This is a genomic window from Chryseolinea sp. H1M3-3 (assembly GCF_029360725.1).
Lineage (GTDB): Bacteria > Bacteroidota > Bacteroidia > Cytophagales > Cyclobacteriaceae > Chryseolinea.
Window position 1 is genome coordinate 378,623 of record NZ_JARKMY010000014.1, and the last position, 13,975, is coordinate 392,597.

The window sequence follows — 13,975 nt, forward strand, 5'->3', positions numbered from 1 at the left end:
TAAATTGTTTATATTCACCAAAACTATAGTCTGAAGAAAAGGATGAAGAAGCTTTCAATACTCGTTCTGATTGGATTAACCACACTTCCTTTTGCAGGTAACGCTCAAAGCTTTTTCGCTCTTCGCAGAGATCGAAATTTCCTGGTAAGTATAGGAACAGGTACAGCAACTTACAAAGGGGAAATGGTGAACCCTGGTGACTTTGGGAGTCTACGTCCAAACATTGCCATTGGTGCCGAATATTATTTGAATAGTCGGTTGAGTGCCCGCGCCGAGCTGACCTACTTCCAGCTAAGAGGTGACGATAAAAAAGCTGATGATGATCGATGGGAGAGAAATCTTTCATTTAAATCGGGTAATGTTGAATTGGCATTGTTAGGCGCGGTCAACCTTAGCCCTATGGGCTTACGGTTTTACCAACGCTCTGCCTTAAATATTCATGCTTTTGCCGGCATTGGTGTATTGTATTTTAATCCTAAAGCAGAGATCGACGGAAAGACATACGCCTTGCAGCCGCTTCAAACTGAAGGAAAAAAGTATAGCCGTATTCAACCCGTCATACCGTTTGGATTAGGTGCGCGGATCAAACTGGATCCATTCTTCAACATTTTAATTGAAGGTGGGTACAGGATTACGTTTACCGATTATTTAGACGATGTCAGCATTCGTCGCTATCCTGATCCTGCCACCCTGAAAAACGATTTAGCGCGCCGGTTATCCGATAGAAGACCTGAAATTGGAACACAACCAGATAATCCCACACGAGTTGGTGTCCGTGGCAATCCTAAAGAAAATGATGGCTATTTGATTTTAAATGTTACGTTACAATACTACTTGCCTCAAATGATATTTGAGAATTATAACAAGTTGTATAACGTGAAGCGTAAAGGATATTATCGCAAGCCTAGAAAAAGTTAGTCTGTCTATCAATGGTAGGCAAGATCGCTGCTAACTTCATAAGATCACTTGATGCCTACTCCATCAATATACTCTGGTATTTCTTCGTCTCGCCCAATGTATTGGCAATTCCTTTGGACACCGATAAAAGCGGCTGAGGATCAATATGAACTGGAAGCCGCAGCTTGGTTTCAAATCGCTCGCGTAAGCCTCTTAGCATCGCACTGCCGCCGGTAATATGAATGCCATTTTCATAAATATCACTGGCAAGTTCAGGTGGACAAGTTTCTAACGTCTGGACTACACTATGCTCGATAGCGCTTATTGATTTTTCCAACACGAATGCAATTTCACTGTGATTGACTTTTTTTGTCACAGGAATACCTTCTACCAAATCCTTACCTTTTACAATTAAAGGCTGCGGTATCTCCGGAGGATTATCCATCACCGCGCCCACTTTTATTTTTATCTGTTCAGCAGTTTTTAAACCGATTGCCACATTATAATTTCTTCTGAAATGATCTTGTATTTCTTCGTCAAAAGTATCCCCCGCTACTTTAAGAGATTGAAAAGCGGCAATCCCTGAAAGAGAAATCACAACAATTTCTGTTATACCTCCACCAATATCAATGATCATTTTTCCGTTAGGCTCGCGGATGTTTAACCCGATGCCCATAGCCGCTGCAATAGGCTCATAAACCATGTAAGTATGTCTGGCGCTGAATTGGTCCAGCACATCCCTTAATGCACGTCGTTCAACCTCCGTTGTGTTATATGGAATTCCTGAAATGATGCAGTCATATCCGCTCATAAAAGAACCGCAGCCACACGCCTGACCTACCATTTCGTGAATCATCTGGCGCGCAGAATCATAATCGGCTATCACGCCGCCTCTCAGCGGTTTAACCGGTCGCAGTTCCTCATGATTTTTTTCAAACATATTATAAGCCTTGTCGCCAACGGCCTTTACGGCGTGGCTTCCCGCATCAAAAACAATGTATGAAGGTTGAGAGAAAAGAACACTCTGACGATTACTCACGACGGTATTGTTATTACCCAAATCAAGTGCTACACTTTTGTTCTTAAAGAAATTAAAATTCATGGTTAAAAAGTGTTGAGGTGTTGAAGTTCGAAGTGTTGGAGTTTGTTAGACTCTATGCAAGCACTGGAACTCTTAATCATTCTGCCGGGGTTAATCTAATTTGCTGTTGTTTGTGATGGTGTAAAAGTCGTAACTTCCCTGACTATAACCAACCTTAAATATTCTATGTCAGACCATATACAAAAATCGCGAAGATCTTTTATTAAAAAGGCTATAGGTAGTGCAATTATTACCGGTGTACCTTCCACCATCATTGCACATCCGGAAAGCTACATTGAAACATTGTCGCCCGCTAAAAAATTCATGGCCAACGACCAAGTTAATATTGCGGTAATTGGCATGGGTATCATGGGCTTTAGCAATGCAAAAACCTCTGTACAAGTACCTGGAGTGAAGCTGGTTGCTGCCTGCGACTTATACACCGGGCGCCTTGATCACGCGAAGGAGGTATATGGCAAAGATTTGTTCGTAACTAAAAACTATCAAGAAATTCTCGATAGAAAGGATATAGACGCGGTTTTTATCGCCACCACCGACCATTGGCATGACCGGATTTCCATAGACGCCATGAACAAAGGCAAACACGTGTATTGCGAAAAGCCTATGGTTCATAAACTCGATGAGGGCGCAGCGGTCATCGCTGCACAAAAGAAAACGGGCAAAGTAATGCAGATCGGAAGCCAGCGGGTAAGTTCAATCGTTACGGAAAAGACGCGTGAAATCTACGAATCGGGTGTGATTGGCGAACTCGTCCTCGTGGAAACATGGATGGATCGGCAGGGAGGAAATGGCGCCTGGCAATATTCAATACCAACCGATGCAAATGCTGGCACTGTTGACTGGGAAAGATTTTTGGGTGATGCGCCTAAAGTAGCTTTTGATCCAGTACGCTTTTTCCGGTGGAGAAATTATCAGGATTATGGAACGGGCATCGCAGGAGATTTATTTGTACATCTTTTTTCAGGACTGCATACAGTCATCAGTTCCAAAGGCCCGAATCGTATTTATGCAACGGGTGGGTTACGGTACTGGAAAGACGGCAGAGATGTTCCGGACATTATCACAGGTTTATACGATTACCCGGCTACCGACAAACACCCAGCCTTTACGTTACAAATGAGAGTCAATTTTGTGGATGGCGGAGGTGGAGGTGAAAGGTTACGCCTTGTAGGAAGTGAAGGCGTAATCACCATGGGGTGGAACGAGGTCAAAGTAACGCTGAGTAAAACGCCGAAAGCTCCAGGCTATGGCGGATGGGATTCATTCAATACGTTTACCGAAGCCCAACAAAAAGAATACGAAAAGTGGTACCAGGCAAAATACGGAAACATCGCCAAAGAAGAGGCAAAGCCAGGTCCGGAATATCGTGCACCGCAGGGTTACAGTGCCAACACCGATCACCACGTTAATTTTTATAAAGGCATTCGCGAGAAAGCACCAATCAAGGAAGATGCATTATTTGGAATGCGCGCCGGTGGACCTGCATTAGCAAGCAATAAAAGCCTGTTTGAGAAAAAGATAATTGAATGGGATCCTGAAACAGCCACAGTAAAAGCTAGCTAAAACATGCGGCGGTCGCAAGCTTCAAGTACAATTTGGGGCTTGTGACTTAACACATATAACTTCTCAGTTGGACCACCAAAAAAATATGCCGGGTCGTATTATTGACACCATTAGGATTGGATTGAGTTTAGAAAAGCAGCGGGACTATAGGAATATAGTACTGGTACAGGTTATTATTATTGTATTTGGTCTTACGTTAACTGAATTTTTGCAGAATGGATCCCAAACTCCAATCGCAAAACTTATTATTACCATCTTCTCTATTTTCGGCATCACTTACGCTTTCTTGCTCTGGGATCTGCTAAAGAACTTCACTAAGAACAAGCTGCTGATACGTATTTACTTCGTCATTCTTATAGGCATTACGTTGATGGGTTCACTGGTGGAATTTCCTTACTATAAATTTCTTGAGGTCACAAACAGACAGCTCTACCTTTTTATTATTCACGGGTTGTTGTTTCCAATTGAGATCACCGTTATCACCTTCGCCATTCGAGATATCTTCTCCGGAGAATTTCTCACGCCCGACAAGCTGTGGGGCGCAGCTTGCATTTTTCTCATGACAGGAATTTCATTTGGCAGTTTATATGACCTGATCTGCATCGTTACACCAGGAAGTCTGGGAAAAGAAATTGAGTCAGGACTCCCCAATTACGCAGAGTGTGTTACGTATAGCTTAAGTATCTTAGGCGGTACCGACGGTGGATATCCTAATGTGAGCAGACTTATTCGTAACATCGGCGTGCTTGAAGCAGTATGGAGTAATTTATTCGTAGTTTTGATCATCGGCAAACTTATGGGATTGCCGCGACCTCCGAAAGAATGATTGTTGGAGGTTCAAGCTCAATTGGCTTAGGCTTCAAACAATAGGTACCCGCCGCACGTCAAAATTATTACGGCATCTTATAACACACATCTCGTTAAACCACAAACCATATGAATAATAGAAAATTTTTGCCCTTCATCATTGTAGGTATAATCGCCCTCTTTATTGTGATGGGAATTTCATCCAGTATTTTTTACACACTTGAAGCAACAGAACGCGCTGTGATATTTTACAAATTCGGCAGCGGCCTTGATAAAGAAAATGTTTTTCAACCGGGCTTTCATATGAAAGCACCATGGAATGACCTTATCGTCTTTGAAGTATCCGAAATTACATCCGAAGAAAACATGGACATCAATGACAAAAACGGCTTGCCTATTCATGTGGATGTAACAGTTCGGTATACACCTTACAATGACAAAATCGGCTTCATCTACGAAAAATTTAAAACCGACTATGCCGGTCGCCTGGTGATACCCGAAGTAAGATCCATGACGCGTCAGGTGCTGGCTCGTTATACGGCTGAAGAAATCTATTCTACTAAACGCGCTGAAGTCGAGAATACAGTTAAGAGTGAAACAGAAAAGGTTTTGAACGCAAACTTTATCGACGCCAAAGCTGTGTTGATCCGATCGATCAAGCTTCCCGATCAGATTCGAATGGCCATCGAAAGCAAATTACAACAGCAACAAGAGGCCCTCGCCTACCAATACCGCCTGGATAAAGAAAAAAGTGAGGCAGAGAGAAAAAGAATTGCTGCCGAAGGTGAGTCGCGTGCAAACAACATCATAAACAACAGCTTGACCAATAACTTGTTGAAAATGAGAGGTATTGAAGCAACGCTCGAACTATCCAAATCCCCTAATTCCAAAGTAATCGTCATCGGTTCGGGCGCGGATGGAATGCCATTGATCCTGGGCAACAATTAAAAATTCTTTTTTTAGCGTAATTTTTCGCCGTCAACAATCTAGCCTGTATCTTTAAAACCGCTGATAAACTATTAAACATGTCTAAAACTGCTAAAACTGCTGAACTCATAATTGACGGAAAATCATATACATTACCCCTGATTGAAGGAACAGAGAATGAGGTGGCGATCGATATTAGTGAGCTCATGGAAAAAACCGGCGCCATTACGTTGGACCTAGGTTATAAGAATACAGGGGCAACTAAAAGCGCAATCACTTTTCTCGATGGCGACAAGGGGATACTTCGTTACCGCGGTTATGGAATCGAAGAATTGGCTGAAAAGTCAAACTTCCTGGAAGTGGCCCACCTGCTGATTTTCGGAGAGCTTCCGACAAAGAAACAATTCGATCAGTTTAGTCATGATATTAAAACACACACACTCGTTCACGAAGACATCAAGAAAATCCTGGATGGCTTCCCCTCTACAGCCCATCCTATGGGTGTACTTGCATCCCTGTTTTGTTCCCAGACTGCTTTTTATCCAGAATCTTTAGACCCCAATCGCCCTACCGACGGAATTTATTTGAGCATTGTACGATCTATGGCAAAGATGCCAACCTTTGCGGCATGGGCTTATAAAAATGCAATGGGCCACCCTGTTAACTACCCGGATAATCGGTTGGACTATTGTGCCAGGTTCCTCAAAATGGTGTTTTCGTTACCTGCTGAAGAATATCAAGTAGACCCCGTAATTGTTGATGCCTTAGATAAGCTGTTGATTTTACATGCTGACCACGAGCAGAATTGTTCGACGTCAACGGTAAGAATTGTAGGCTCATCGAAAGCAAGCATCTACTCCTCTATCTCAGCAGGGATCAATGCCTTGTGGGGCCCGCTGCATGGTGGTGCCAATCAGGAAGTGATTGTCATGCTGGAGAACATCCGTAGAGATGGAGGGGATACGGAAAAATGGATCAACAAAGCAAAGGATAAAAACAGCGGCTTCCGTTTAATGGGATTTGGACACCGTGTGTATAAGAACTTCGATCCACGCGCAAAAATAATCAAAAAGGCAGCGGATGATGTTCTCAAAAAATTGGGGGTAAATGATCCTGTTCTGGAGATCGCACTTAAGCTGGAGGAAGCTGCATTAAAAGATCCTTACTTTGTCGAAAGAAGACTTTATCCAAATGTTGATTTCTACTCTGGCATTATTTATCGTGCTCTAGGCATTCCGGTAGAAATGTTTACCGTCATGTTTGCCATGGGAAGACTGCCAGGTTGGATAGCGCAATGGAAGGAAATGAGAGAGAATAAAGAACCAATTGGAAGACCAAGACAGATCTATACGGGCGCAACGTCGAGACCATATTTGGAAATAGGTAAGCGAAGTTAACTCAACGGTTTGGCGTGCGACGTCTTCGGTTCTTTTCTCCTTAGGAAATGCAAACTAAGACATCGGGTCACATCATTACAAAATCACAACTCGAAACAACGGGCCTCAATCATCAACGATTATGTTAAAAGAACAATTTGAAAGTGCTGCTGCCCGGTCAAAGGAATTTACCAAACGACCTAGCAATGAAGAGTTGCTGGAGCTCTATGCACTTTATAAGCAAGCCACCGAAGGTGATGTGAACGGCGAGCGACCTGGAGGTTTTGATTTTAAAGCAATCGCCAAGTATGACGCGTGGGAAGAGCTGAAGGGAAAAACGAAAGAACAGGCCATGCAGGAATATATTGACCTTGTCAATAAGTTGCAGCAACAATACCTTTAAGCCTGCTTGCTGCGCTGCCAATCACACGGATAGAGTTTCATCGCGTGAATAAATAACCTACGTGAATCTTTTTTTTCAACCACAGATCCCTCAAGGTATACTGCATCTTGATCCGGACGAATCCCGCCACGTCGTTAAAGTACTCCGAAAAAAACAAGGTGATCAGATCCGGTTAACGGATGGAAAAGGTGTTTTCTATGATGCAGTCATCACCAATCCGGATTCTCATCGCTGTGAATTTGCTGTTCAGAAAGAGACCCACGAAACCCAAAAATCTTTTAATATTCACATCGCCATCGCTCCCACGAAAAATACCGATCGCATGGAGTGGTTTGTTGAAAAATCTGTGGAGTTCGGAATTGATGAAATAACCTTAATACAATGCGATCATAGCGAACGTCAACATTTAAAAATCGAGCGGTTACAAAAAGTGGCGATTAGTGCCATGAAGCAATCGCTCAAAGCCACGCTTCCAGCTATTTATCCTGTAACGACATTTCGAAACATCTTATTAACTTCTTCCGCTACTGAAAAGTATATCGCTTACGTTGACAATGATAATCCACATCAACTGAAAAATCTCATCAGACCGAATACGTCTTACCTTGTCATGATCGGACCTGAAGGAGATTTCTCGGCGGAAGAAATTATGCTGGCCGAGGAAAGAGGTTTTATAAAAGTGGGCCTTGGCCCCTCACGCCTTAGAACAGAAACCGCCGGATTAGCCGCGTGCCATATCCTGAATTTGGCAAACACACCCTGATGCTTTACATTGTGTTCATAACACGAGCAGCATGGTTTTAAACTATATCTGGATTTCATTTTTTCTCATTGCTTTTATTGTAGCGCTCATAAAACTAATTGTGTTTAACGATGCTACAGTTTTTCCCGCCATGCTGCAGTCGACTTTCGACATGGCAAAAACCGGATTTGAAATTTCAATAGGGCTGGCTGGTGTAATGTCCCTTTGGTTGGGACTTATGAAAATTGGCGAGCGCGGTGGAATGATTCCAATTCTCTCGCGGGTAGTCGGACCTTTTTTTTCAAGATTGTTTCCGGAAATTCCTAAGAATCATCCAGCCACAGGTTCCATCATCATGAATTTCAGTGCAAATATTCTTGGATTGGATAACGCTGCCACTCCCCTGGGACTTAAGGCGATGAATGAATTGCAGGAAATCAATCCCAACAAAGACACGGCATCGAATGCGCAGATTATGTTCCTCGTACTCAATGCTTCAGGATTAACGATCATTCCAATCTCTATCATGGCGGATCGCGCGATGTTGCAAGCTGCAAATCCAACCAGCATTTTTATTCCCACCTTGATCGCAACGTTCTGCTCTACGTTTATCGGCTTGCTCTATGTTTGTATCCGGCAAAAAATAAATCTATTTGATCCGGTTATCCTCGGATACATTGTTGGAATGTTGCTACTCATCGTCGGAATTGTATTTTATTTTTCCGGACTAACGCCGGAACAAATACAGCAGCAGTCGTCGCTCCTTACGGGTATCATTATCTTTTCAATCATCGTTTGTTTTATAGGGTTAGGATGGTGGAGAAAGATCCCTGTTTTCGAAACATTCATCGAAGGTGCTAAAGAAGGATTCGCCACCTCTGTTAAGATCATTCCATTCCTGGTTGGAATCCTTGTCGGCATCGGCGTATTCAGAGCTTCAGGCGTATTAAACTATATCGAAGACGGAATAGCCTGGAGCTTGGCAGCGATGGGGCTAAACACCGATTTTGTACCCGCCTTGCCCGTTGCCTTGCTCAAGCCATTAAGCGGTCAGGGTGCGCGCTCTATGATGATTGAGGTCTCGAAAGTATACGGTCCAGATTCCTTTGTAGCGAACATGGCGAGCATCTTCCGGGGCTGCGCTGAAACCACATTGTATTTGCTTGCGCTGTACTTTGGCTCTGTAGGGGTCCGGAACACCAGGTATGCTGTAACAGGCGGGCTAATCGCCGATCTGGCAGGCGTTATAGGAGGGATTTTCGTTGGATACCTTTTCTTTCACTGATCATATCCAACGTATACTGGGTGATACCCACTGGATTTTTTTGAAATCCTGCCATCACCATGCAACAGCCGTTGGCTGGTAACCAACTTCGGCAAAATTTATTCCGTGAGTAAGGGCATTTGTGCTGCTTATTAATTCTTCCATTAATGCTAAAAAAGCACATCCGTTTGCGTAAATTCTACATCGGAATTACCTTGAAATATGGAAAAGAAAGCAGAGATACAAAAAACGATATACGACAATGCCAAGAGCCATTTTCTTGGCAATTTCCCTGATTCATTGCCGATAGAACAAGCTTACGTCCACATCGGTATCTACCTTGGGTGGATCATAGATACCGGGCTGTATTCAGAATATTTTGAGGAAGAAGCCTCCAACCAGATCTTCCGTTTCAAACGCCGCGAAATTTCATGTACGATCTTAAGTGAAATTTGGGATGGCTACCTTGGATTCGAATTGTTTAGCAAGCAAGGAAATATGTTCACTTACTATTACTATGGGGGTGGACTATACAGAAATGATTACGATGAAATATTAGTAAAAGCTCTTCCTTCTATTTACCATGTTACTGATAGTTGGGAAAACTATGAGAAAATGAAAGTCCGGATTGATATGCGCTATTCGGATTGGAAAAAATTAGTCGGATCCTGATTACTTCAATTTACCGTTCTTATCCAACACATTTTGTTGCGTATCTCCTTTAAGAGTAAGCTCACTTGTTTCAGGTTTGAATAAGATTTCCGTTGGCACAAAATCTAATTGATAGTTTGTACTCCATGCCAAACCATCGGAACGGTATATTTTCGCGACGGTAGCTGCAATTTTTCCATCGTCAGTTTCCTTTTCATTGTACAACAACACAAAATACAGTTGTCCGCCGGCATCAGCCGATACAATTCCTTTTATAGAATCAAGTTCCTGAAGTTTGAAGTTTTGTTTATCAACGGGAAAGTCCACTTTGATGTCGATGACACGTGACGGAACGATTGTAGCAAAGTATCCGGACACTTCCACTGAGTCCGTATAGTGAAGGCCAGCCGTATATTTTTCTTCAACGATAACCAACGGCTTATACTTCATCGATGAGGCATCCGCCATCGCTGGAATAGAGTCGCTGGCGGCAATGATCCAACGCAATGCATTTTCAATCTGCAGTGACTCCGACGCTTTCTTTCGCTTCTCCCTTTCGGCGTATTCCTTCAACGCCTTGATGTAACTTTTCAACACAACGGTGTTGCTGTATGCGCTGGTAATGAAATGAGCATAATCCTCGGCTTCACGGTCAATATCCTCACCCATCATCTTTGTTGCAATACTGTCAAGTTTATTTAAGTGTTGCAACTCTTCCTGTAAGAGTTTCCGCCGGTAATGAATGTCGGCGGAATCGCGATGAGACTTATGTTCCAATAACGTGGAGCGATATTCAAGATCAGATACCTTCAGTGTAAAGACATCCATCGGCAATGGATCCTTATCATACTTTTTCAATTTCTCGAGCAGTAACTTGTCAATCAGCTTGGTGAGCTCGTTTTTTACCGATACCGAATCCTTGTTTAATTTTTCCCTTAACTTATTAATTTCCACATCATAGGATACCAGCATGTCGCGCATCGGAAAAACATCTTTTTCCACAGCCACCTTTACCAGATCGGCAAATTTTCTATAATTCCATACTTCAACGTCATCTAAAAAGAAATTGGCAGGAGATGTTCCATCGGTCGCATAATTATTAATGTCATTTAACGAAAGGGCCTGGTCATAACCTGTACGACCAATGGTAGTGGAACTGGAACGATAGTTTTCAAAAGTTTTTACACATGAATCAAATCTGACAGCCAGCGCATTCAGTTTCTTCAAAAGATTTTCATCTGCTCTCAGATATAGTGATTGTTCTTCAGGATATGCCTTTTTAATGGAGGTAAAAGCAGCAACGCATCTTTTGTACAACGTATCCGCTAGCGTAAAATAATGCTTAACCATTTTAACACGATCAATCCGTTCGCGAAGACCTTCCATTTTCTTTTCCAGGTCAAACTGTATGTCAGACAGCTTTACGCCAAATTCACCCGTACGAAGGTCCCTCCTGTTGTAGGCCTGGTAAAACTCGTCGTTCCGCTTAAGTTCCTTTTCGGTAATCGACTTAAATGCTTTATCATAAAAGTAAATGGCAGAATCCATATTGTTAATGGACCGCTTGGTTTGTTTTAACACATCGTCTTTCGCCGATTTCTCCTGATAGATAATACCCATGTACAAGTATGCATTGGGATTATCATCTGTCTCCTTCAGGTATCTTTTTAGAAAAGGTTCAGCTTCTTCATAGCGCTTGGTATTCAACAAACTGAATATATCTTTATACTTTACCTTTTGACCAAAAGCCGCGGAAACAACCAATGACAGGAAAAGGAACTGTATCAGCGTAAATTTTGTCATTATAGAGTTAGATTATCCTCGAAATTAAATAAAATTAAGAGATTAGGGTAAACAAACGCATAAGACTTCACCGAATGAAAATGTCATTTAACAATCAAAAGCTGTTAACCATCTGGAAAAGCATCCGGCCCTGGGTATTTACCCTGGCTTTGCTTGCATGTCTACGCTATACCGGCCTGCTTGCGGGGGTATCGTACGTTACCGGAAGCATGCTGCTCAAGACGGGCGTTATGAATGCCAATACGGAGGAAACGCCAGTTGCAAAATCTTTTAACTACGATTTCAAAGTGAAAGATCTGAACGGAACCGTTATCGACTTCAATGATTTTAAAGGAAAAACTATTTTCTTAAATGTGTGGGCTACCTGGTGTGGACCATGTCGCGTGGAAATGCCTTCGATTCAAAAGTTATACGAGAAAGTTGATGGTGAAAAAGTTGCTTTTATTATGCTGGCGGTTGATGATAGAAAAAATTTCGATAAGGTTGTAAACTTCATTAAAGAAAAAGAATATTCATTTCCCGTATTTGTGCCGCACGAATATTTACCAGAGCAATTGATGGTGCGTACAATTCCCACAACTTTTATCATTAACACAGAGGGAAAAATTGTTACGAAAGAAACAGGTGCAGCCAATTATGACACAGAAGAATTCAAAACATTTTTAGAAAAGTTAGCGATCGATTCAAATGCGAAAAAATGATTTTGTAAAAAAAAATGAGTACCGGATTACGCATTCTTTTTAACAAACTTCCACGGATCCCACGCATTCATATAATCTTGTTTGCTGACTATTAATGCTTTTTCGACTGCATGTTCAAGGAGTGGCGTGAACGCATAATCATAGCAGATATAGTAAATCTGCTTGTTTGCAGTGACGAAGATCGAAGAAAAGATTCTGACATCATACCCCATTGCATCGAGCACCTCCCTCCTAACGGTCGCTTTTCCAACCGGACATAATTTTTTTAGGATTGCACGATTTTTACGCAAAGTTTTATTGACATCCAGAATAGGACGCTCAGCAACAGTTTTCTGTTTGTTGTTAGCCATATAACGACACTGATCTGAGCAATATTTTTTATCGGCTCTGCCAGTCACAGGGCAGTTACAAATAGGGCATTTGATTTTACTCACAACGTTCTAATGTTTCACTTACCAACGGACTTTTTTTACGCACAACGATTTAGTATTCGGGTATATCCGAATTTACACGGGTAATAACACGGTTAAGATAAGGTGTTTTTATAGGATTGTCTACACATCACAAAAAACAAAACCTTATGAATCAACTACCAGTAATCACCTTACGTCATTTGATGATCAATGGTACCAAATACATTGGGATGCAATTTTATGCTTCCAAAATTGTTCATGCACTTATCAAAACATTAGATTCACCAAAATGGTCGCCTGTTCACAATATGGTTTATATCGCCAACACTCCCGCAAACCTCTATTCGATCTTTAAAACCTTCAAAGGATCCGCATGGATAAATTGCCGGTACTTTTATAGAAACAAGCCGGTATTTCCGCACGCGCAAGCTGCCGACCTCAGTTCGCTAAAAGAAAAAATGATAGGGAATAAGCCGGCTTGCCCTGCTGAATACATCGCGTTGCTGGAGACAAAACACTACAGCCTCAACACTGCCAAAACCTATACCGGACTTTTCTCCGAGTTCATGCACTACTTCGAAGGCAAGCCGCTGAATGAAATAGACGAGACTGATATCAAAAAATACATGCACAAAATTGTAAAGGATGGCAAATCACTTTCACATCAAAATCAGGTTATTAATGCCATTAAATTTTATTATGAACAAGTGCTGGACATGCCTCAGCGGTTCTATGAAATTGAAAGGCCTAGGAAAGCACAGAAATTACCTTCCGTACTCAGTGAAGAAGAAACTCAAAAACTCATTGACGTAACGATTAACTTAAAACATAAGGCCATCCTTGTCACCATTTATTCGTGTGGGTTAAGGTTATCTGAGCTGTTAAACTTAAAGTTAACCGACATTCAAAGTGACCGCCGCTTATTATTAATCAGAGATGGAAAAGGAAGTAAGGATCGCCATACCCTTCTCTCGGAGACTACCCTTGCTTTATTACGAAAGTATTACGTTGCTTATAAACCTAAAGAATATTTATTTGAAGGTCAGGATGGAGGGCAATATGGAAGCAAAAGTGTTCAAAACATTGTCAAACATTCTTTACGGTTAGCAAACATCAAACGACCGGCCTCCACCCACACCCTCAGACATTCCTTTGCCACACACCTTCTCGAAAACGGAACCGATTTGCGATACATACAGACGCTTCTAGGCCACAGTTCACCCAAGACTACGGAGATCTATGCCCATGTTTCTACAAAAGGTCTCCGGGATGTTGTAAGTCCGATAGAAAAATTAAAAATTAGCTTTTAAGAGCCGACAGATAAAA

14 protein-coding genes are annotated in these 13,975 nt (G+C 42.0%); 11 read left to right on the forward strand and 3 right to left on the reverse strand.

Annotated elements, in window-relative coordinates; all coding sequences use genetic code 11:
• Positions 1-42 precede the first annotated feature (42 nt).
• A complete protein-coding gene (locus tag P2W71_RS22720; protein WP_276373694.1) occupies positions 43-918 on the forward strand; it encodes an outer membrane beta-barrel protein in 876 nt (291 codons plus the stop codon).
• Positions 919-973: 55 nt separating this feature from the next.
• Here P2W71_RS22720 and P2W71_RS22725 read toward each other — a convergent pair whose 3' ends face one another.
• Complete coding sequence (locus tag P2W71_RS22725; protein ID WP_276373695.1) at positions 974-1,999, reverse strand: rod shape-determining protein; 1,026 nt, start codon at positions 1,997-1,999, stop codon at positions 974-976.
• Positions 2,000-2,164: 165 nt separating this feature from the next.
• Between P2W71_RS22725 and P2W71_RS22730 the strand changes: the two genes are divergently transcribed.
• The 8 genes from P2W71_RS22730 to P2W71_RS22765 all read left to right on the forward strand — a co-directional run bounded on the left by P2W71_RS22730 (position 2,165) and on the right by P2W71_RS22765 (position 9,753).
• The gene (locus P2W71_RS22730) at positions 2,165-3,562 is read left to right on the forward strand and encodes a Gfo/Idh/MocA family oxidoreductase (protein WP_276373696.1); all 1,398 of its coding nucleotides are present in this window, start codon (positions 2,165-2,167) and stop codon (positions 3,560-3,562) included.
• A gap of 85 nt (positions 3,563-3,647) precedes the next feature.
• Positions 3,648-4,388: a hypothetical protein gene (locus P2W71_RS22735; RefSeq protein ID WP_276373697.1), complete on the forward strand. Its 741-nt coding sequence runs from the start codon at positions 3,648-3,650 to the stop codon at positions 4,386-4,388.
• A gap of 110 nt (positions 4,389-4,498) precedes the next feature.
• Positions 4,499-5,317, forward strand: a complete 819-nt coding sequence (locus P2W71_RS22740) for a prohibitin family protein (protein ID WP_276373698.1) — start codon at positions 4,499-4,501, stop codon at positions 5,315-5,317.
• Positions 5,318-5,394: 77 nt separating this feature from the next.
• On the forward strand, positions 5,395-6,693 hold the full coding sequence (locus P2W71_RS22745; RefSeq protein WP_276373699.1) for a citrate synthase: 1,299 nt from the start codon (positions 5,395-5,397) through the stop codon (positions 6,691-6,693).
• 118 nt (positions 6,694-6,811) lie between these two features.
• A complete protein-coding gene (locus P2W71_RS22750; protein WP_276373738.1) occupies positions 6,812-7,075 on the forward strand; it encodes an acyl-CoA-binding protein in 264 nt (87 codons plus the stop codon).
• A gap of 61 nt (positions 7,076-7,136) precedes the next feature.
• Positions 7,137-7,838, forward strand: coding sequence for a 16S rRNA (uracil(1498)-N(3))-methyltransferase (locus tag P2W71_RS22755; RefSeq protein WP_276373700.1), 702 nt, complete (start codon positions 7,137-7,139; stop codon positions 7,836-7,838).
• 31 nt (positions 7,839-7,869) lie between these two features.
• The gene (locus P2W71_RS22760) at positions 7,870-9,102 is read left to right on the forward strand and encodes a nucleoside recognition domain-containing protein (protein WP_276373701.1); all 1,233 of its coding nucleotides are present in this window, start codon (positions 7,870-7,872) and stop codon (positions 9,100-9,102) included.
• A 201-nt stretch (positions 9,103-9,303) separates the two neighbouring features.
• Complete coding sequence (locus P2W71_RS22765; protein ID WP_276373702.1) at positions 9,304-9,753, forward strand: hypothetical protein; 450 nt, start codon at positions 9,304-9,306, stop codon at positions 9,751-9,753.
• On the opposite strand, the gene P2W71_RS22770 is transcribed toward P2W71_RS22765, so the two are convergent.
• Positions 9,754-11,535 carry a hypothetical protein gene (locus P2W71_RS22770; RefSeq protein WP_276373703.1) on the reverse strand — a complete coding sequence of 594 codons (1,782 nt, stop codon included), beginning with the start codon at positions 11,533-11,535 and terminating at the stop codon, positions 9,754-9,756.
• Positions 11,536-11,609: 74 nt separating this feature from the next.
• On the opposite strand from P2W71_RS22770, the gene P2W71_RS22775 reads away from it, so the two are divergent.
• On the forward strand, positions 11,610-12,236 hold the full coding sequence (locus P2W71_RS22775) for a TlpA disulfide reductase family protein (RefSeq protein ID WP_276373704.1): 627 nt from the start codon (positions 11,610-11,612) through the stop codon (positions 12,234-12,236).
• A 26-nt stretch (positions 12,237-12,262) separates the two neighbouring features.
• On the opposite strand, the gene P2W71_RS22780 is transcribed toward P2W71_RS22775, so the two are convergent.
• A complete protein-coding gene (locus P2W71_RS22780; protein WP_276373705.1) occupies positions 12,263-12,586 on the reverse strand; it encodes a hypothetical protein in 324 nt (107 codons plus the stop codon).
• Positions 12,587-12,816: 230 nt separating this feature from the next.
• On the opposite strand from P2W71_RS22780, the gene xerA reads away from it, so the two are divergent.
• On the forward strand, positions 12,817-13,959 hold the full coding sequence (gene xerA, locus P2W71_RS22785; protein WP_276373706.1) for a site-specific tyrosine recombinase/integron integrase: 1,143 nt from the start codon (positions 12,817-12,819) through the stop codon (positions 13,957-13,959).
• Positions 13,960-13,975 lie beyond the last annotated feature (16 nt).

Bases quoted from the DNA above. Each gene is read 5' to 3' on its own strand.
- P2W71_RS22720 (WP_276373694.1), top strand. From the start codon at position 43: ATGAAGAAGCTTTCAATACTCGTTCTGATTGGATTAACCACACTTCCT.
- P2W71_RS22725 (WP_276373695.1), bottom strand. From the start codon at position 1,999: ATGAATTTTAATTTCTTTAAGAACAAAAGTGTAGCACTTGATTTGGGT.
- P2W71_RS22730 (WP_276373696.1), top strand. From the start codon at position 2,165: ATGTCAGACCATATACAAAAATCGCGAAGATCTTTTATTAAAAAGGCT.
- P2W71_RS22735 (WP_276373697.1), top strand. From the start codon at position 3,648: ATGCCGGGTCGTATTATTGACACCATTAGGATTGGATTGAGTTTAGAA.
- P2W71_RS22740 (WP_276373698.1), top strand. From the start codon at position 4,499: ATGAATAATAGAAAATTTTTGCCCTTCATCATTGTAGGTATAATCGCC.
- P2W71_RS22745 (WP_276373699.1), top strand. From the start codon at position 5,395: ATGTCTAAAACTGCTAAAACTGCTGAACTCATAATTGACGGAAAATCA.
- P2W71_RS22760 (WP_276373701.1), top strand. From the start codon at position 7,870: ATGGTTTTAAACTATATCTGGATTTCATTTTTTCTCATTGCTTTTATT.
- P2W71_RS22765 (WP_276373702.1), top strand. From the start codon at position 9,304: ATGGAAAAGAAAGCAGAGATACAAAAAACGATATACGACAATGCCAAG.
- P2W71_RS22770 (WP_276373703.1), bottom strand. From the start codon at position 11,535: ATGACAAAATTTACGCTGATACAGTTCCTTTTCCTGTCATTGGTTGTT.
- P2W71_RS22775 (WP_276373704.1), top strand. From the start codon at position 11,610: ATGAAAATGTCATTTAACAATCAAAAGCTGTTAACCATCTGGAAAAGC.
- P2W71_RS22780 (WP_276373705.1), bottom strand. From the start codon at position 12,586: ATGGCTAACAACAAACAGAAAACTGTTGCTGAGCGTCCTATTCTGGAT.
- xerA (WP_276373706.1), top strand. From the start codon at position 12,817: ATGAATCAACTACCAGTAATCACCTTACGTCATTTGATGATCAATGGT.